The sequence below is a fragment of the Pseudomonas sp. NMS19W genome (genome assembly GCF_051554255.1).
GTDB lineage: Bacteria > Pseudomonadota > Gammaproteobacteria > Pseudomonadales > Pseudomonadaceae > Aquipseudomonas > Aquipseudomonas kribbensis.
This window is the reverse complement of sequence record NZ_CP136718.1, coordinates 1,392,271-1,409,329: the sequence shown is the minus strand read 5'-3', so window position 1 is coordinate 1,409,329 and position 17,059 is coordinate 1,392,271. Positions and strand designations below refer to the sequence as shown.

Below are 17,059 nucleotides of genomic sequence, written 5' to 3'. Positions count from 1 at the left end.
CCTCTTTCGAGGCGGTTTCTTTTTTACTCAACCGCTATTGGATCATTCAGCCAGCTTGAATGTAATGAAGCTGGCACGACCCTGACGCAGAACCCGCATCGATACCGAGCGATTCTTCGGCAGTGCCTTGGCGATCTCTCCGAACTCCTTGGCCGAACCGATGGCCTGGTTGTTCAGGTGAGTGATGATGTCGCCTGGCTGCAGGCCGATCAGGGCGGCAGGACCGTCCTGCACGTCCTTGATGACCACACCACCTTTCAGGTCGTAGGTTTTCTTCTGCTCGGCGGTCAGCTCGATCACCGAAACACCCAAGCGATTGCTACTGCTCTCGGCCCCGGATTTCGGCAAGGCATCCAGCTCCTTGTCTTCGTCAGGAATTGCGCCAACCGTTAGATCGATAGTCTTGCGCTTGCCGTCACGAATCACTTCCAGACTGGCCTTGGCACCAGCCTTCAGCGCGCCGACCAGGTGAGGAAGATCAGCAGACATGACGATCGGTTGACCGTTCATGCTCAGGATCACGTCGCCCACTTGCAGGCCGCCCTTGGCTGCCGGACCGTCATCCTGGATCTGCGCCACCAGCGCACCGGCAGGTTTTTCCAGACCGAACGACTCGGCCAGATCCTTGTTCACTTCCTGGATGACCACGCCCAGCCAGCCGCGGCTGACCTTGCCACCGCTTTTCAGCTGATTGGATACGTCCATGGCAACGTCGATCGGGATGGCGAAGGAGACACCCATAAAGCCACCGGAACGGGTGTAGATCTGCGAGTTGATCCCCACCACTTCACCGTTCAGGTTGAACAGCGGACCACCGGAGTTACCCGGGTTGATCGGCACGTCGGTCTGGATGAACGGCACATAGTTTTCATTTGGCAGGCTGCGGCCAACGGCGCTGACGATGCCTTGGGTCACCGTGTGATCGAAGCCGAACGGCGAGCCGATCGCGACTACCCACTGCCCTGCTTTCAGATCCTGGGATTTGCCGAGTTTGAGTACCGGCAGATCCTTGCCTTCAATTTTCAGCAGGGCCACGTCGGAGCGCGGATCGGTGCCGATCAGCTTGGCTTTCATTTCACTGCGATCAGCCAGACGAACGAGAATCTCGTCCGCATCGGCAATCACGTGGTTGTTCGTCAGGATGTAGCCATCGGGCGAAATGATAAAGCCCGAACCGAGCGACTGCGCTTCGCGCTGACGATCACCACGCGGCGAACGCTGCTGAGGCGGCATGCCCCGCTCGAAGAATTCGCGCAGCATCGGCGGCAAGCCTTCCAGATCGGGCATCTGCTGGTTCACTTTGCGATCCGGCAGCTTTTGCGTGGTACTGATGTTCACCACCGCAGGCGATGCCTGTTCGACCAGCTGGGTGAAATCCGGCAGATTGACCGGGCTGGCTGCCTCAGCCGTACTGACTGCCGGGACAGCCTGACCGAGCACCAGCACGGCGGTGATGACAGAGAGGTAAGACTTCAAACTTGGTATCGACATACAGCTCCCGTTACGACGAGCAGGGTTAAGCGATATGGAGCAAGGAACACCGGAAACGACAGGCCGGCATTTTTGTTCCGGGAACAACAAACAAGGCCAGAGCCGAGAGGCTCTGACCTATAAAAAATTTTCGGGTTATTTGCAAATGAAAATGCTCAGCAAACATTTCATGTCTCGAACACGAAGTGGAAACTGCTGAAATCAGCTCACTGCTTGCTGGTTGCAGCGCCATCGTTGCGTATCGACAAAGCAATCCGCTCGGCAGTACCGATTGGAATTTCTCCAACCACGGTCACCATCATCTCGCCCTGTGGCGTCGTCAGACGGCGGGATACGGCAACGGTAGGACCCAACTGAGTCCGGGTATCCGTGACGACGGCACCGTTCAGTGGCTCCAGGAACACCGAGAAACGCGCCAGACCATCGTCATACAGCAGACTGTTGACCTGGGTCTTGGTGTCCGGATCTTTGTGCGAGGAACTGCTGGTGAGTTCAAAGCCCGGCGGCAACCAGTCGGATCGCCAGACCTGCGCGGTCTTCACCGCAGAAGCCTTGTCACTGTCGAGGTTGACAGGCTTGCAATCTGAGGCCGCTTGAAGATCCTTGTCGGATGGAACCTCGGCAGTATCCAGTCGAGTGAACTGGAACCGTTCAAGCAACTGCCCCTTGTCGTTGAGCAGCAACGACTTGAGTGGCAATCCCGTTTCCTTGTCCAGATGCAACTCGAATCCGTAGCGATACTGATCCCGTGGCGTCAGCGATACGATTACCGCGTCACGCCCGGCCACACGCGACTTGCCGATCACGGCAAGCTCATACCAATTCTTCAGCTTCTGTGGATCAAGAGGACGAGCGGCAGAATTCGGAGAATCTCCCAGCCCCGCAATCAGGGTGCCGCTGACACATTGAGTATGCCCATCAATGCGAACGACTTCCTGAGCAGAACCATCAAGCTGGAGCAACCGCTCGCGAACCTGCCCGTTCTGGACGCGATGCCAGATGCTGTGGGTAGAAAAACTACCGTTACGCTCGTAAACGAATGTGCCGTGGAAGCTTTGTTGCTGCTCGGCCTGGCCCAGGCGGGTCAACCAGTCCTGGGCCTCGTCGGCATGGGCTGGAACAATGAACCAGCCACTGAGCAGAAGCGAAAGTAGAGGTATGGCGCGCATGATCCTCCTTAACGGTTTTCCAGACTTGCTGCACGCGCGTAAGGCAATGCGCTTTCAGTACCCTTCAGCGCAGCTTGTTGAGCGTGTTGGCGCAGGTAACCCGGCAGACGCTGATCGTGCCAGCCTGGCTGGCCTTGCAGCACACCATTGGCCATAGGACCAGTGGCTTCAGAACTCTCTTTGTAGCCTGCCAATACCGCCGGCCCCTTGACCTGAGGAACGGCCAATGCTGGCTGATTGGATTGCTGCGCCAGTTCAACACCGGCAATTTCGTCCTGGTTATACAGACGAACGCCTGCCAGAACGGCAACCGTTACCGAAGCTGCAACGGCCAGACGCCCAAGGCTGCGCCATGGTCCGCGAGACACCTTGGCCGGGGTGGCCTCATCTTCCAGCGCAGCAGACACTGCCGCAGCGAGATCCAGGCGTGGGAGCAGAAGATCCTTGTGCATGGCTGCCCGAGCGATCTGGTAACGAGCCCAGGTTTCGCGGGTTTCAACATCATCCAGTGCGTTGAGCACTCGACGTAATTCCAGTTCGTCCGCTTCGTTATCCATCACTGCGGACAGCGATTCCTGCAGGGCTTCCCGACTCATGGCGTTCCTCTCTTGGCTGTCGCCGCTGTCTTTAGTTTTCCTGCAACAACGGCTGCAGGGCTTTATCGATGGCCTCCCGGGCGCGGAAAATCCGGGAGCGCACGGTACCAACCGGACATTGCATGACGCTCGCGATGTCCTCGTAACTCAGACCGTCGAATTCGCGCAAAGTTAATGCCGTGCGCAAATCTTCTGGCAGTTGCTGAATGGTTCGATGGACGGTGCCTTCGATCTCATCCCGCAGCAATGCGCGTTCAGGAGATTCGAGATCCTTCAGGCCGTGATCGCCGTCATAGAACTCTGCATCTTCGGAACTGACATCACTATCCGGCGGCCGGCGGCCGCGTGAAACCAGATAGTTTTTCGCCGTGTTGATGGCGATGCGGTACAGCCATGTATAAAAGGCACTGTCTCCGCGAAAGTTTCAAGCGCTCGATACGCCTTGATAAAGGCTTCTTGCGCAACGTCCTGGGCTTCATGGGTGTCGTGCACGAAACGCACGATCAACCCGAGAATTTTGTGTTGATACTTCAACACGAGCAGATCGAAAGCTCGCTTGTCGCCGCGCTGAACACGCTCGACCAGCTGCTGATCCTCTTCCTGGGTTAGCATGAACACTCCTCGATAAACTCGGAGGAGGCTTGCATGACCAGACGACCGGACTTGCAAACATAGACTCGGGCTTTTCGCAAAAGTTCTCCCCCTCCAAGCAAGTTTCCTGCGGGCTCTGATTTGGCACGCACGAAAAACGCAGCGCGGGATAAACCGGCTGCGCGAATAATCTTTTCATCGGCTCGCCGGCTAGAACCCAACCGCAGGTTCCGCATTGAAGCCGACACTGTCCCTTGTTTCGGGCAACTGTCTATTGATCTTGGGCCTCTGGCAAAAGTTCCAAATATTTATAGACGGGCCACGCCGACATTGGGCAACCGTGAGCGGAAAAAGCATGTTTCATCTGCGATACAGTCGCTTTTTCCCAAAACCGGCGAAAAAAACTTCCGACAAAGCGTCGGCATTTCATCGTCACAGTAGTTTCACAATGCCATATCCACCCGGCTATTGTGCCGCCCCACCCCTCTATATACTAGTGGGCTGTGTGGCTGTCTCGACTCGCCCATCCGCCTGTCTTGCGCCAACCCCGACCCGGGTCGCATTGAGCGGAATCCTGAAATGAGCCAACAGTTTCAACACGATGTCCTGGTGATTGGCAGCGGCGCTGCCGGTTTGAGTCTCGCGCTGACCCTGCCCGGTCACTTGCGCATCGCCGTACTGAGCAAGGGCGATCTCGCCAACGGTTCGACTTATTGGGCCCAGGGTGGCGTGGCGGCCGTGCTGGACGACACAGACACCGTCGAATCCCACGTCGATGACACCCTCAATGCCGGCGGCGGCCTGTGCCATGAAGATGCGGTACGTTTTACCGTCGAGCACAGCAAAGAGGCGATCCAGTGGCTGATCGACCAAGGCGTACCCTTCACCCGTGATGAACAATCCGGCACTGAAGATGGCGGTTTCGAGTTTCACCTCACCCGCGAAGGCGGTCATAGTCACCGCCGCATCATCCACGCCGCCGACGCCACCGGCGCAGCCATCTTCACAACCTTGCTGGCCCAGGCAAAAGAACGCCCGAACATCGAGTTGCTGGAACAGCGCGTCGCCGTCGATCTGATCACCGAACGCCGCCTGGGCCTGGACGGTGATCGCTGCCTCGGCGCCTACGTGCTCAACCGCAAGACCGGCGAAGTCGACACCTATGGCGCCCGATTCGTGATTCTGGCTTCCGGCGGCGCCGCCAAGGTCTACCTCTATACCAGCAACCCTGATGGTGCCTGCGGTGACGGCATCGCCATGGCCTGGCGTTCGGGTTGCCGGGTGGCGAACCTGGAGTTCAATCAGTTCCACCCCACCTGCCTCTATCACCCGCAGGCCAAGAGCTTCCTGGTGACCGAAGCCCTGCGCGGTGAGGGCGCACATTTGAAGTTGCCAAACGGCGAACGCTTCATGCAGCGTTTCGACCCGCGCGCCGAACTGGCACCACGGGATATTGTTGCCCGGGCCATCGACCATGAGATGAAGCGTCTGGGTGTCGACTGCGTCTATCTCGACATCAGCCATAAGCCCGAAGCCTTCATCAAATCGCACTTTCCGACCGTCTACGAGCGCTGCCTCGGATTCGGCATCGACATCACCAAACAGCCGATCCCGGTCGTCCCGGCGGCGCACTACACCTGCGGCGGCGTGATGGTTGATCAACAGGGCCGCACCGACGTGCCAGGACTGTACGCCATCGGTGAAACCAGCTTCACCGGCCTGCACGGCGCCAACCGCATGGCCAGCAACTCGCTGCTGGAGTGTTTCGTGTATGCCCGTTCGGCGGCGGCGGACATTCTCGAGCAACTGTCCGACGTCGCCATCCCTCGTGCCCTGCCCGCCTGGGATGCGAGCCAGGTGACCGATTCCGACGAAGACGTGATCATCGCGCACAACTGGGATGAGCTGCGGCGTTTCATGTGGGACTACGTCGGCATCGTGCGCACCAACAAACGCCTGCAACGGGCACAACACCGCGTGCGCCTGCTGCTGGACGAAATCGACGAGTTCTACAGCAACTATAAGGTCAGTCGCGACCTGATCGAGTTGCGCAACCTGGCGCAAGTGGCGGAACTGATGATCCGCTCAGCCATGGAGCGCAAAGAGAGCCGAGGCCTGCATTACACCCTAGATTACCCGGATCTGCTGCCCGAGGCCCTCGACACTATTCTGGTGCCGCCCACCTACGCCGGCTGAACTTGAGCCGCACACGCAGGCGTCGGTGCAGATCCGTCGCCTGCGCATCCCGGGGTACACAGATCGACCTGACCCGCCACTCCCCACGCAATCGAAAGCGCAGCACCACAATCAATGGCAGCGCCAAACTGTCCGGGCGCAACTGCACCGGCTGCCAGCCATCGGCCTGATTCCACAATTGCCAACCATCGGCGTCACGACGCAAACCGCAGAATGCCTTGGGATGACTCAGCAGAATCTGACGGGGCAATACCCACGCGGCATGGATCAGGCAGACGACTGCACCGAGCAGACTGACCCAGAAAGGGATGACAAGCAGAAACAAAGCGCACAGGGCGAACGCCTGGGCCAGGAGATACGCCGCCAGCAATTGCCGTGAGGCCTGCCAGCGGCACTCGAACGTGTTACTTGGGCTGGACACGATCCAGAATCATGCGAACCATGCGTTGCAGCTCCGGATCTTCGGACTCGCTGCGCTCCATGAACCAGCCGAACATGTCCTGATCCTCGCACTCCAGCAGGCGGACATACAGCGCGCGGTCCACCTCGTTCAGATTCGAGTAGACCTCTTTCACGAACGGCACCAGCAACACGTCAAGCTCAAGCATGCCGCGACGGCTGTGCCAAAAGAGGCGATTCAGTTCAACTTGTTCGACCATGGAGCGCTCCTCAAATAGGCCGCAAGTATACAGGCCCGAGACGGGCCGAACAGTCGGCTTTGGTCGGGCACCACCGATCCTTTATGAACTACCCATTTCAACACCACCCCCTTATGATGTGCCCCAGTCTATTTACCCTGCGATGACCCATGGCCGATTCTGCTTTTTTCTGCACCCTGTCTCATGAAGGCGTTCTCGCGGTTCGCGGCGCGGATGCCGGCAAATTCCTGCAAGGCCAGTTGACCTGCAATATCAATTACCTGAGTGACGCCCGGGCCAGCCTTGGCGCCCGCTGCACGCAGAAAGGCCGGATGCAGTCGAGTTTCCGCATCGTGCTTGAAGGTGACGGCGTGCTGCTGGCGATGGCCGGCGAACTGCTGGAACCGCAACTGGCGGACCTGAAAAAATACGCGGTGTTTTCCAAATCGAAACTGACCGACGAAAGTGCCTCATGGGTGCGCTTCGGTCTGGAGCATGGGGACGCAGCCCTGAGCAGCCTGGGCCTGGAACTGCCGGCGGACACCGACAGCGTGGTTCGCCACGAAGGGCTGATCGCGATTCGCGTCTCCCCCGGCCGTGCCGAACTCTGGGCGCCAGCCGATCAGGCCGACGCCATCAAAGGCAACCTGTCCGCACAACTGAGCGAAGCCGAACTCAATCAATGGCTGCTGGGCCAGATCCGCGCCGGTATCGGCCAGGTCATGCCGAGCACCCGCGAACTGTTCATTCCGCAGATGCTCAATCTGCAGGCCGTCGGCGGCGTGAGCTTCAAGAAAGGCTGCTACACCGGCCAGGAAATCGTTGCGCGCATGCAGTACCTGGGCAAGCTCAAGCGTCGCCTGTACCGCGTGCAACTGGACGCCAGCGAATTGCCGGAGCCGGGCACCCCGCTGTTCGCCCCGAGCCACGGCAGTTCCATCGGCGAAGTGGTGCTGGCCGCCCGCGCCGAGAAAAATATTGAACTGCTGGCGGTGTTGCAGGCCGAAGCTGCCGACGCAGGCGATTTGCATCTGGGCACGGCCGAAGGTCCGGCGCTGCACTTGCTCGACCTGCCTTACGAACTGGATCGCGACCGCGAAATCCAGCGTTGATCGCAGCATTTGTTGCAACACCCTAGAGAAATGACATGAGTGATCTGGCGGATAAGGTCCAACAGGATTTGGTTGAGGCCATCGATAACGATGACCTGGTTCTGCCAACGTTACCGGAAGTAGCCCTGCAGATTCGCAAGGCCGCCGAAGACCCGGATATCAGCGTCAGCGACCTGAGCAAAGTGATCGGCCGTGACACGGCGCTGTCGGCGCGCCTGATCAAAGTGGTCAACAGCCCGCTGCTGCGCGCCACCCAGGAAGTCACCGACCTGCACACCGCGATCACCCGGCTGGGCGTCAATTACAGCAGTAACCTGGCGATCGGTCTGGTGATGGAGCAGATCTTCCACGCCCGCTCCGAGGTGGTGGAACAGAAAATGCGCGAAGTCTGGCGCAAGAGTCTGGAAATCGCCGGGGTCAGCTACGCCCTGTGCCGTCGCTATACCCAGCTCAAGCCCGATCAGGCTGCACTGGGCGGACTGGTGCATCAGATCGGTGTGCTGCCGATCCTGACCTATGCCGAAGACCATTACGAACTGCTGTCGGACCCCGTCAGCCTCAATCACGTGATCGATCACATTCATCCGCTGATCGGCGACAAGTTGCTACGGGTCTGGGAATTCCCGGAGCGCCTCGTGGAGTTGCCGGGGCTGTATCAGGACCTGAAACGCGAATCGCCCCAGGTCGATTACGTGGATCTGGTGCAAGTGGCCAGCCTGTATTGCCACAAGGACAGCGATCATCCCCTCGCCCGGATCGACCCGCTCAGCGTGCCGGCCTTTCGCAAGCTCGGGATCGACATCGACAACAAAGCGTTGTGCGCGGATCTGGAAGAATCGCGGTCGATGTTCTACTGAGTCTCAACCCGCGATAAAACTCACCCGCACCTTCAACCCCGCCTGCTCGCCATCATGCAGCGTGATCTGCGCCAGATGCGCGCGGCAGATTTCCCCGACAATCGCCAGACCCAGCCCGGAACCGGCGACCTGCTGATTGCGCCGGTAGAAGCGCTCAAACACCCGGTCACGCTCATCCTGGGGTATCCCCGGGCCGTCGTCTTCAACCTCCAGCACCGCCGGCGACTTCACTCGCAGAATCACGTTGCCCCCCGACGGCGTGTGCGCCAGCGCGTTGTCTACCAGATTGCTCAACAGTTCGTTGAGCAATGTCGGCTCGCCGCGCAGCCAGACCGGTTCGTCCGCTTCCAGTGCCAACGCCACGCCGCGCGCATGAGCCAGCGGCGCCATGGCCATGCCTAGCTCCCGGGCCAATTGGCTCAGATCCAGCAACTGCGCGCCGCCCTCGGCAATCGCCCGGGCGCCGTTTTCCACCCGGGCCAGCGACAGCAACTGGTTGGCCAGATGGGTCAGGCGATCGGTGCTTTGCGCCGATGATTCCAGCGTGTCGCGCCAGGTTTGCGGCTCGCTTGAGCGCAGGCCCAACTCAAGACGCGCCTTGAGCGCCGCCAGCGGCGTGCGCAGTTCGTGGGCTGCATCGGCGATAAATTGCGCCTGCCGCTCGAACTGCCCGCGCAGACGTTCGGTGAAGTGATTGAGTGCCCGCACCAGTGGCCACAATTCGTGCTGCACCTCCACCAACGGCAAGGGCCGCAGATCGTCGGGCTGACGCTCTTCCACCGCCGTGCGCAAACGCTCGATCGGCCGCAACGCCGCGCTGACGGCAAACCACACCAGCAGCAATGCGCCGATTGCCAACATGCCCAGCCGCAACAACGTATCGGCCGCCAGACTGCGGGCCATGCTGACGCGTGCTTCGTCGGTTTCGGCGACGCGAATTTCCGCCATGCCGTTCATGTTCGGTTCGGTCACCGCTTTCAACAGGCTGACCACGCGCACGTTCTGGCCCTGATAGGTGGCGTTGTAAAAACGCGCGAGCGCCGGATAGCTGTCGGTTCGCGGCGTTCCCGGCGGCGGGCCCGGCAGGTTTTCGTAACCGGAAATCAGTTTCTGGTGAATGTCGTTGACCTGGTAATAGATGCGTCCCGCGCTGTCGTAGGCGAAGGTATCGAGGGCCACGTAAGGCACGTCGGCACTGAGGCTGCCGTCCCGCTGCGAAAGGCCGGCGGCGATGGTCCGCGCTGACGCAAGCAAGGTGCGGTCATAAGCAGTGTCGGCGGCTTCGCGACCGTTCCAGTAAGCGCTCAGGCCGCTGGCCAGCATCAACACCACCAGCAGCAGTGCGAGGTTCCACAGCAACCGCCAGCGCAGGCTGCTGGGCTTATGCATCGCGGCTTTCCAACAGATAACCCAGGCCACGGAAGGTCACGATGGCCACCGCATGGCCGTCGAGCTTCTTGCGCAGGCGATGCACGTAGATTTCGATGGCGTCGGGGCTGGCTTCTTCGTCGAGGCCGAAGACCTGCGACGCCAGTTGCTCCTTGCTCATCACCCGGCCAGGGCGGGCGATCAAGGCCTCAAGCACCGCCTGTTCGCGGGACGTCAGGGTGAGCAATTCTTCGCCGAGGGTGAAGCGCCGGGTCTCCAGGTCATAGGCCAGCACGCCACAGCGCTGGATGCGTTCACCGCCGAGCACACTGCGACGCAACAGGGCTTTGACCCGGGCCTCAAGCTCGGTCAGTTCGAACGGCTTGGCCAGATAATCGTCGGCGCCGAGATTGAGTCCGTGAACCCGATCCTTGACGTCGCTGCGGGCCGTCAGCATCAGCACCGGCAGGTTCTTGCCCCGTGCCCGCAGACGCGCCAGCACTTCGAATCCGTCCATGCGCGGCAGGCCGACATCGAGGATCGCCATCGCGTATTCCTCGCTGCCCAGCGCCAGGTCGGCGGCCACGCCATCGTGCAGCACGTCCACGGTCAGACCGGTGCTCTTGAGCGCCTGGGCGACGCTTTCGGCCAGTTGCAGATGGTCTTCGACGAGCAGAACACGCATGGATCTCTACCTCATTCAGGGATGGCCGGCGCCATTCTTTGCCGCGGAGTTTACAGCCGCAACCGCCGCTGTGAAGCCCGAAAACGCGTTAAAGCCCGCTGAAAGGTTAGCGAAAGGTTTGGCCGATAGAGTCGGGTTACGGAATGTTTCGGCTTCCGTCGCTGCTGCCACACAGCGATACGAAAAACGCCTCGAAGCGTTTTCGACCAATAAGAACAATAAACGGAGTACACCCCGCATGCCGTCCTTGCAGACCAAGGCTCCTACGCCTGTCCGTCCTTCCCGTTTCAGCCACACCGCCCTTGCCAGTGCCGCCGCCCTCGCCGGTTTTGCACCGATGAGCTACGCCGATTTCATCGAAGACAGTTCCGCCACCTTCGAAACCCGCAACATGTATTTCAACCGCGACTTCCGCGACGGCACCAGCGCCCAACAGTCCAAGCGCGACGAGTGGGCCCAGGGTTTTATGCTCAATCTGCAATCGGGTTACACCGACGGCACCGTGGGGTTCGGTGTCGATGCGCTGGGGATGTTGGGGGTCAAGCTCGACTCGAGCCCCGACCGCACCGGTACCGGCCTGCTGCCGACCCACGATGACGGGCGCGCGGCAAACGAATACTCCAAGGTCGGCCTGACCGGCAAAGTGAAGATCTCCGCCACCGAACTGAAGATCGGCAGCCTGATTCCGGAACTGCCGATTCTCAAGCCGAACGACGGGCGCATCCTGCCGCAGACTTTCGAAGGCGGTTTGCTGACCTCCAAAGAGATCAAGAACCTGACCTTCACCGGCGGGCGCCTTGAGAAAGCCAAGGACCGCGACAGCACCGATTTCGAGGACATTGCCCTCAACAACAAGAACGGTCGTTTCGCCGGCACCGTCGCCGGCAAGCACTTCGACTTTGCCGGCGTGGACTACAAGTTCACCGACAAGATCACCGGCAGCTACCACTTCGCCCAACTCGACGACGTCTACAACCAGCACTTCTTCGGACTGGTCGCCTCGCGGCCGATGGGCCCGGGGACTTTCGCCACCGACCTGCGTTTCGCCGTCAGTGACGATCAGGGTGCAGCCCGTGGCGGCAAGATCGACAACCGTTCCCTCAACGGTCTGGTCAGTTATGCCCTGAGCGGCCACAAGTTCACCGCCGGTTATCAGCACATGTCCGGCGACAGCGCCTTCCCGTATGTCGATGGCAGCGACCCGTACCTGGTCAACTTCGTACAGATCAACGACTTCGCTGGCGCTGAAGAACGCTCGTGGCAGGCGCGCTACGACTTCGACTTCGCACGCCTTGGCATCCCCGGCCTGAGCTTCATGAGCCGCTACCTGAGCGGTGACAACATCAAGCTCAAGAACGGCGACGAAGGCAAAGAGTGGGAGCGCAACACCGAGATCAAATATGTAGTACAAAGCGGCGCCCTGAAGGACGTTGCCGTGCGTTTGCGTAATGCCACTTACCGTTCCAACTACTCCGCTCGCGATGCCGATGAAGTGCGTCTGCTGGTGAGCTATAGCGTTGCCCTTTGGTAATTCAGTACGTCCATAACAACAACTCCCAAGGAGACATAGATGAACTTATCACTGCGTAAAGTCGCTCTGGCCGCTGGCGTCATGCTGTTCGCCGGTCAACTGATGGCTGAACCGAAACGTCCGGAATGCATCGCCCCGGCCTCCCCCGGCGGCGGTTTCGACCTGACCTGCAAACTGGCGCAAAGCGCGCTGGTCAACGAAAAGCTGCTGACCAAACCGATGCGCGTGACCTACATGCCCGGCGGTGTCGGCGCGGTGGCGTACAACGCCGTTGTAGCCCAGCGTCCGGCAGACGCCGGTACGCTGGTTGCCTGGTCCAGCGGTTCGCTGTTGAACCTGGCGCAAGGCAAGTTCGGCCGTTTCGATGAAACCAACGTGCGCTGGCTGGCAGCGGTCGGCACCAGCTATGGTGCCATCGCGGTGAAAAGCGATTCGCCCTACAAAACCCTCGATGATCTCGTTCAGGCACTGAAGAAAGATCCGAGCGCCGTGGTCATCGGTTCCGGCGGCACCGTCGGCAGCCAGGACTGGATGCAGACCGCGCTGATCGCCAAAGCCGCCGGGATCAACCCGCGCGACCTGCGTTACGTCGCCCTCGAAGGTGGCGGCGAGATCGCCACCGCCCTGCTCGGCGGCCACATCCAGGTCGGCAGCACCGACATCTCCGACTCCATGCCGCACATCCAGAGCGGCGACATGCGCCTGCTGGCCGTGTTCGCCGAAAACCGTCTGGACGAGCCGGAAATGAAAGGCATCCCGACTGCTCGCGAGCAAGGCTACGACATCGTCTGGCCGGTGGTTCGCGGCTTCTACCTCGGGCCGAAAGTCAGCGACGAAGACTACGCCTGGTGGAAAGGCGCCTTCGACAAACTGCTGGCTTCCGAAGAGTTCGCCAAACTGCGCGATCAGCGTGAACTGTTCCCGTTCGCCATGACCGGCCCGGAGCTGGACACCTACGTGAAGAAGCAAGTCGCGGATTACAAAGTGCTGGCCAAAGAGTTCGGCCTGATCCAGTGATCGTCTCTGTCTAGCGGCCATGGCCTCGCGCATCGAGGTCGTGGCCCAGGAGTAACTCATGCTGATTCAACGCATTTTTGCCTCGGTGTTGCTGCTGGCCTGTGCCGGCCTGGCACTGATGGCGTGGCCTTATCAGGCTGCGTTTTCCTACGAGCCGGTCGGCCCGCGGGCGTTTCCTCTGCTGATGCTCGGCCTGATGAGCCTGGCGCTGCTGTACATGGTGTTTCGCCCGACACCGATCAAACACAGCGAAGACGAGCCGCCGCTGGACCGCGAGACCCTGACCAAGATCAGCATCTGCGTGCTGTTGCTGCTGGTGTTCGCCGGTCTGTTCGAGCCGCTGGGTTTCATCCTCAGCAGTTGCCTGATCGGCATCCCGATGGCGCGCCTGTACGGCGGCCGATGGTTGCCCAGCATCGTGGTGACCACGCTGATGGCCATCGGTCTGTACCTGCTGTTCGACCGTCTGATGGACGTACCGCTGCCCCTCGGCCTGCTCGACGTTCTGGAGAACTGATATGGATACGCTCGGATATTTGGGACAGGGCTTCGGCGTCGCGCTGAGCCCGTACAACCTGGTCACGGCGCTGACCGGTACGCTGATCGGCACCGTGGTCGGCCTGCTGCCGGGCCTGGGCCCGATCAATGGTGTGGCGTTGCTGATTCCGATCGCCTTCGCCCTTGGCCTGCCGCCGGAGTCGGCGCTGATCCTGCTGGCGGCGGTGTACCTGGGCTGCGAATACGGCGGCCGGATCAGTTCGATCCTGCTGAACATTCCCGGCGAAGCCTCCACCGTGATGACCACCCTCGACGGCTACCCGATGGCCCGCCAGGGTCTGGCCGGGGTCGCGTTGTCGCTGTCGGCATGGAGTTCGTTCATCGGAGCATTCATCGCCACTTGCGGCATGGTGCTGTTCGCCCCACTGCTGGCGAAATGGGCGATTGCCTTCGGGCCGGCGGAATATTTCGTACTGATGGTGTTCGCGATTGTCTGCCTCGGCGGCATGGCCGGTGACCGACCGCTGAAGACGTTCATTGCAGCGTTGATCGGTCTGTTCCTGTCCAGCGTCGGTATCGACGCCAACAGCGGCGTGTACCGTTTTACCGGCGACAACATTCACCTGACCGACGGCATTCAGTTCGTGGTGCTGGTGCTGGGCCTGTTCTCGATCAGCGAAATCCTTCTGTTGCTGGAGAAAACCCATCGCGGCCAAGAAGCGGTGAAAGCCACCGGGCGAATGATGTTCAACTTCAAGGAAGCGGCGTCGGTGTTCGCGGTGAACATCCGTTGCGGCCTGCTCGGTTTCATCATGGGCGTATTGCCGGGCGCCGGCGCGACCCTGGCCAGTGCCGTGGCCTACATGACCGAGAAGCGCATTGCCGGTGCCGACGGCAAATTCGGTGAAGGTGACAAACGCGGTCTCGCCGCCCCGGAAACCGCCATCGGCGCATCCGCCTGCGGCGCGCTGGTGCCAATGCTGACCCTCGGTGTTCCGGGTTCGGGCACCACGGCGGTGATGATCGGCGCGCTGTCGCTGTACAACATCACTCCGGGCCCGTTGCTGTTCCAGCAACAACCGGACATCGTCTGGGGCCTGATCGCCTCGCTGTTCATCGCCAACATCATGCTGGTGATCCTGAACATCCCGATGATCCGCATCTTCACCCGCATCCTCGCCGTGCCGAACTGGGCGCTGGTGCCGGTGATCGCGATCATTACCGGGATCGGCGTGTACGCCGTGCATGCCACCACGTTCGACCTGTTCCTGATGGTCGGCATCGGCATCTTCGGCTATATCCTGCGCAAACTGGACTTCCCGCTGTCGCCGGTCCTGCTGGGGTTCATCCTCGGTGGTCTGATGGAGCAGAACCTGCGTCGTGCGCTGTCGATCTCCAACGGTGCGCTGGAAATCCTCTGGTCGAGCCCGATCACTTTCGGCGTCTGGGTGCTGACCGCGATCATGTTGCTGATGCCGCTGCTGCGTATCTGGCGCAAACGTTCGGTCGCGCGGCGCGCAATCGCCGATGTTTGATCGGTCCTTCAAAACCTGGTGGGGAACCCCGCTGGTCGGTCTGCTTGGCGGTTTCATCGCCAGCCAGATCGGCTGGCCGCTGCCGTGGATGGTCGGCTCGTTGCTGGCGATCATCCTGGTGCGCTGCCTGACCCCGTGGCAACTCACCGAAATCCCTGGCGGCCGCAAGTGCGGCCAGTGGATCGTCGGGATCGGCATCGGCCTGCACTTCACCCCGCTGGTGATGGAGCAGGTGTTGAGCCATTTCGGCCTGATCTTCTTCGGGGCGCTGGTCACCAGCCTGTCGGCAGTGGTTGGCGTGTGGCTGATGCGCCGCACCGGCGAGGATCGCGCCACGGCGTTTTTCTCCAGCATGCCTGGCGGCTCCGGCGAGATGGTCAACCTCGGCGCACGCAACGGCGCGATGCTCAGCCATGTCGCGGCCGGGCAGAGTCTGCGGGTGCTGGTGGTGGTGCTGTGTGTACCGGCGGCATTCAAATATCTGCTGGGCGATGGTGCCCCGATTTCTCACGCCGGCAGCGTCGATTGGCGCTGGCTGGCGATTCTGTTTCCGGCGGGCGGCTTGCTCGCGTGGCTCTGGCAACGCCTGCGCCAGCCCAATCCATGGCTGTTCGGGCCGTTGCTGGTCAGCGCGGCGGTGAGTATCGGTTGGGATCTGCATATCGGTCTGCCCAATGGTGGCAGTCAGATTGGTCAGTGGCTGATCGGCAGCGGACTGGGCTGTCACTTCAACCGGCAGTTCTTCCGCCGAGCGCCGTCGTTCATGGGGCGCACGCTGATCGGCACGGCGCTGACCATGTTGATCGCCACATTGGCGGCGTTGGGGCTGAGTGCAATGACCCATCTGGATCTGCGTTCTCTGACTCTGGGTATGATGCCCGGCGGGATCGCCGAGATGAGCCTGACGGCGGAAACCCTGCAACTGTCGGTGCCGCTGGTGACGGCGATGCAGGTGATGCGGCTGTTGTTCGTGTTGTTTCTGGCGGAACCGTTGTTCAAATACTGGAACCGCCAGCCCTGAGTTTCAGACCACCGACGGCAGGCGCCACTCGATCGGCGCTTCGCCGTTCTGCTCCAGGAACTTGTTGGTACGGCTGAAGTGCCCGCAGCCGAGGAAACCGCGATAGGCCGACAGCGGCGACGGGTGCACCGAGGTCAGTACCAGATGCTTGGTGGCGTCGATCAGCTTCTGCTTGCTCTGGGCATGGGAGCCCCAGAGCATGAACACCAGATGCGGCTGCCGCTGGCTGACCACTTCGATGATCCGGTCAGTGAAAAACTGCCAGCCCTTGTCCTTGTGCGCGTTGGCATTGGCGCGCTCGACGGTCATGGTGGTGTTGAGCATCAACACGCCCTGATCGGCCCAGCTCTGCAGATAGCCATGGTTGGGGATGTCGATGTTCAGATCGCGTTTCAACTCTTTGTAGATGTTGACCAGCGACGGCGGCGCCGGCACGCCCGGTTGCACCGAGAAGCACAAGCCGTGGGCCTGGCCCGGGCCGTGGTACGGGTCCTGGCCGAGGATCACCACTTTCACCTTGTCCAGCGGCGTCGAGTTCAGTGCATTGAAAATCAGCGGTCCCGGCGGATAGATTTCCTTGCCGGCCGCCCGCTCCTGCTGCAGAAAATTGCGCAACTCTGCCATGTAAGGCTGGTCGAATTCGGCACGCAGTGCCTCCTTCCAGCTCGGTTCGAGTTTGATACGGTCGTCAGCAGTCATGGTCATACCCGGCAAAAACAATGGGGCGAACCCTAGGAAAGCCGACCACGCTTGT

The 17,059-nt window shown here is 60.8% G+C and carries 16 protein-coding genes and 1 pseudogene; 8 read left to right on the top strand and 9 right to left on the bottom strand.

The genetic code is table 11. The features are described from left to right. Positions 1 to 42 precede the first annotated feature (42 nt). From R1A29_RS06405 to rpoE, 4 genes and pseudogenes are all read right to left on the bottom strand, one after another. Positions 43 to 1,491, bottom strand: coding sequence for a DegQ family serine endoprotease (locus R1A29_RS06405; protein WP_438300961.1), 1,449 nt, complete (start codon positions 1,489 to 1,491; stop codon positions 43 to 45). 206 nt (positions 1,492 to 1,697) lie between these two features. Further along, positions 1,698 to 2,660, bottom strand: coding sequence for a MucB/RseB C-terminal domain-containing protein (locus tag R1A29_RS06400; RefSeq protein ID WP_085710237.1), 963 nt, complete (start codon positions 2,658 to 2,660; stop codon positions 1,698 to 1,700). Between the two features lie 8 nt (positions 2,661 to 2,668). Continuing rightward, positions 2,669 to 3,256 carry a sigma-E factor negative regulatory protein gene (locus R1A29_RS06395; RefSeq protein ID WP_438300960.1) on the bottom strand — a complete coding sequence of 196 codons (588 nt, stop codon included), beginning with the start codon at positions 3,254 to 3,256 and terminating at the stop codon, positions 2,669 to 2,671. Between the two features lie 31 nt (positions 3,257 to 3,287). Beyond that, positions 3,288 to 3,868: pseudogene (rpoE, locus tag R1A29_RS06390) on the bottom strand (RNA polymerase sigma factor RpoE). 558 nt (positions 3,869 to 4,426) lie between these two features. On the opposite strand from rpoE, the gene nadB reads away from it, so the two are divergent. Next, positions 4,427 to 6,043 carry an L-aspartate oxidase gene (nadB, locus tag R1A29_RS06385; RefSeq protein ID WP_438300959.1) on the top strand — a complete coding sequence of 539 codons (1,617 nt, stop codon included), beginning with the start codon at positions 4,427 to 4,429 and terminating at the stop codon, positions 6,041 to 6,043. Here nadB and R1A29_RS06380 read toward each other — a convergent pair. After that, a complete protein-coding gene (locus R1A29_RS06380) occupies positions 6,012 to 6,464 on the bottom strand; it encodes a protein YgfX (RefSeq protein WP_438300958.1) in 453 nt (150 codons plus the stop codon). The genes nadB and R1A29_RS06380 overlap by 32 nt on opposite strands. Then, positions 6,448 to 6,702: a succinate dehydrogenase assembly factor 2 gene (locus tag R1A29_RS06375; protein ID WP_065257636.1), complete on the bottom strand. Its 255-nt coding sequence runs from the start codon at positions 6,700 to 6,702 to the stop codon at positions 6,448 to 6,450. Before R1A29_RS06375 ends, R1A29_RS06380 begins: the two co-directional genes overlap by 17 nt. A gap of 149 nt (positions 6,703 to 6,851) precedes the next feature. Here R1A29_RS06375 and ygfZ point away from each other — a divergent pair, with 149 nt between their 5' ends. Both ygfZ and R1A29_RS06365 read left to right on the top strand, forming a co-directional pair. Continuing rightward, entirely contained in the window at positions 6,852 to 7,793 is a 942-nt protein-coding gene (gene ygfZ / locus R1A29_RS06370) for a CAF17-like 4Fe-4S cluster assembly/insertion protein YgfZ (protein WP_438300957.1), read from the top strand. A gap of 35 nt (positions 7,794 to 7,828) precedes the next feature. Beyond that, entirely contained in the window at positions 7,829 to 8,650 is an 822-nt protein-coding gene (locus R1A29_RS06365) for an HDOD domain-containing protein (protein WP_438300956.1), read from the top strand. Positions 8,651 to 8,653: 3 nt separating this feature from the next. Here R1A29_RS06365 and R1A29_RS06360 read toward each other — a convergent pair whose 3' ends face one another. Both R1A29_RS06360 and R1A29_RS06355 read right to left on the bottom strand, forming a co-directional pair. After that, a complete protein-coding gene (locus tag R1A29_RS06360; RefSeq protein WP_085729999.1) occupies positions 8,654 to 10,039 on the bottom strand; it encodes a sensor histidine kinase in 1,386 nt (461 codons plus the stop codon). Further along, the gene (locus R1A29_RS06355; RefSeq protein WP_085710230.1) at positions 10,032 to 10,703 is read right to left on the bottom strand and encodes a response regulator; all 672 of its coding nucleotides are present in this window, start codon (positions 10,701 to 10,703) and stop codon (positions 10,032 to 10,034) included. Before R1A29_RS06355 ends, R1A29_RS06360 begins: the two co-directional genes overlap by 8 nt. 238 nt (positions 10,704 to 10,941) lie before the next feature. Here R1A29_RS06355 and R1A29_RS06350 point away from each other — a divergent pair, with 238 nt between their 5' ends. From R1A29_RS06350 to R1A29_RS06330, 5 genes are read left to right on the top strand one after another with little or no spacing between them, the layout of a single operon-like run. Further along, on the top strand, positions 10,942 to 12,234 hold the full coding sequence (locus R1A29_RS06350) for an OprD family porin (protein WP_248742829.1): 1,293 nt from the start codon (positions 10,942 to 10,944) through the stop codon (positions 12,232 to 12,234). Between the two features lie 39 nt (positions 12,235 to 12,273). Beyond that, positions 12,274 to 13,251: a Bug family tripartite tricarboxylate transporter substrate binding protein gene (locus R1A29_RS06345; protein WP_085710228.1), complete on the top strand. Its 978-nt coding sequence runs from the start codon at positions 12,274 to 12,276 to the stop codon at positions 13,249 to 13,251. Positions 13,252 to 13,309: 58 nt separating this feature from the next. Then, positions 13,310 to 13,768 (top strand): tripartite tricarboxylate transporter TctB family protein, encoded by a 459-nt coding sequence (locus R1A29_RS06340; protein ID WP_438300955.1) that lies wholly within the window; start codon positions 13,310 to 13,312, stop codon positions 13,766 to 13,768. Position 13,769: 1 nt separating this feature from the next. Beyond that, entirely contained in the window at positions 13,770 to 15,284 is a 1,515-nt protein-coding gene (locus tag R1A29_RS06335; RefSeq protein ID WP_438300954.1) for a tripartite tricarboxylate transporter permease, read from the top strand. Next, positions 15,277 to 16,305, top strand: a complete 1,029-nt coding sequence (locus tag R1A29_RS06330; RefSeq protein ID WP_134825784.1) for an AbrB family transcriptional regulator — start codon at positions 15,277 to 15,279, stop codon at positions 16,303 to 16,305. Before R1A29_RS06335 ends, R1A29_RS06330 begins: the two co-directional genes overlap by 8 nt. Before the next feature lie 3 nt (positions 16,306 to 16,308). Here R1A29_RS06330 and ung read toward each other — a convergent pair whose 3' ends face one another. Next, positions 16,309 to 17,004 carry a uracil-DNA glycosylase gene (gene ung / locus R1A29_RS06325; RefSeq protein WP_085710669.1) on the bottom strand — a complete coding sequence of 232 codons (696 nt, stop codon included), beginning with the start codon at positions 17,002 to 17,004 and terminating at the stop codon, positions 16,309 to 16,311. Positions 17,005 to 17,059: the final 55 nt, after the last annotated feature.

Excerpts from the sequence above, each read along its gene's own strand:
- R1A29_RS06405 (WP_438300961.1), bottom strand. The coding sequence starts at position 1,491 with ATGTCGATACCAAGTTTGAAGTCTTACCTCTCTGTCATCACCGCCGTG.
- R1A29_RS06400 (WP_085710237.1), bottom strand. The coding sequence starts at position 2,660 with ATGCGCGCCATACCTCTACTTTCGCTTCTGCTCAGTGGCTGGTTCATT.
- R1A29_RS06395 (WP_438300960.1), bottom strand. The coding sequence starts at position 3,256 with ATGAGTCGGGAAGCCCTGCAGGAATCGCTGTCCGCAGTGATGGATAAC.
- nadB (WP_438300959.1), top strand. The coding sequence starts at position 4,427 with ATGAGCCAACAGTTTCAACACGATGTCCTGGTGATTGGCAGCGGCGCT.
- R1A29_RS06375 (WP_065257636.1), bottom strand. The coding sequence starts at position 6,702 with ATGGTCGAACAAGTTGAACTGAATCGCCTCTTTTGGCACAGCCGTCGC.
- ygfZ (WP_438300957.1), top strand. The coding sequence starts at position 6,852 with ATGGCCGATTCTGCTTTTTTCTGCACCCTGTCTCATGAAGGCGTTCTC.
- R1A29_RS06365 (WP_438300956.1), top strand. The coding sequence starts at position 7,829 with ATGAGTGATCTGGCGGATAAGGTCCAACAGGATTTGGTTGAGGCCATC.
- R1A29_RS06360 (WP_085729999.1), bottom strand. The coding sequence starts at position 10,039 with ATGCATAAGCCCAGCAGCCTGCGCTGGCGGTTGCTGTGGAACCTCGCA.
- R1A29_RS06355 (WP_085710230.1), bottom strand. The coding sequence starts at position 10,703 with ATGCGTGTTCTGCTCGTCGAAGACCATCTGCAACTGGCCGAAAGCGTC.
- R1A29_RS06350 (WP_248742829.1), top strand. The coding sequence starts at position 10,942 with ATGCCGTCCTTGCAGACCAAGGCTCCTACGCCTGTCCGTCCTTCCCGT.
- R1A29_RS06345 (WP_085710228.1), top strand. The coding sequence starts at position 12,274 with ATGAACTTATCACTGCGTAAAGTCGCTCTGGCCGCTGGCGTCATGCTG.
- R1A29_RS06340 (WP_438300955.1), top strand. The coding sequence starts at position 13,310 with ATGCTGATTCAACGCATTTTTGCCTCGGTGTTGCTGCTGGCCTGTGCC.
- R1A29_RS06335 (WP_438300954.1), top strand. The coding sequence starts at position 13,770 with ATGGATACGCTCGGATATTTGGGACAGGGCTTCGGCGTCGCGCTGAGC.
- R1A29_RS06330 (WP_134825784.1), top strand. The coding sequence starts at position 15,277 with ATGTTTGATCGGTCCTTCAAAACCTGGTGGGGAACCCCGCTGGTCGGT.
- ung (WP_085710669.1), bottom strand. The coding sequence starts at position 17,004 with ATGACTGCTGACGACCGTATCAAACTCGAACCGAGCTGGAAGGAGGCA.